The organism is Saccharothrix sp. ST-888 (assembly GCF_000955975.1).
Taxonomy (GTDB): domain Bacteria; phylum Actinomycetota; class Actinomycetes; order Streptomycetales; family Streptomycetaceae; genus Kitasatospora.
In genome coordinates this window covers 1-309 of the sequence record NZ_JYJF01000925.1, presented here as the reverse complement: position 1 = coordinate 309, position 309 = coordinate 1, and the positions used below count along the sequence as shown (strand labels likewise).

The 309-nt window shown below is 71.8% G+C and carries 1 protein-coding gene; it reads right to left on the bottom strand.

All coding sequences use genetic code 11. From position 1 onward, the window contains the following. Positions 1-309: hypothetical protein (locus UK12_RS44705; protein ID WP_045307270.1), on the bottom strand; the 309-nt coding region annotated here is incomplete at both ends.

Sequence of the window (309 nt, the reverse complement as noted above, 5' to 3'; positions counted from 1 at the left end):
CGGGGAAAAGGCTAGACCGGTCGCTGTGCGGTGTGTCCGGCGAGCAGTTGGGCGCCAGGTTCGGGCCGTAGTAGGGGGCGTTCAGCGGTCGGCGGTCGTTGGCGGCAAGGGTGGCGGAGACGTTGACGGTGGGGAGCACGGAGGTGACGCCGGGGACGGCGCGGGGCCTGTCGGCGAGATCACTGGTGAGCGCCGTGGACCGTGCGTCGTCCGCGTCGGTGTCGGAGCTCCGCTGGGACGCGGCCTGTACGGATACGGGGACGTCCTTGAGGTTCTTGGCGGAGGCGTCGCGCAGGGCCCGGGTGACGG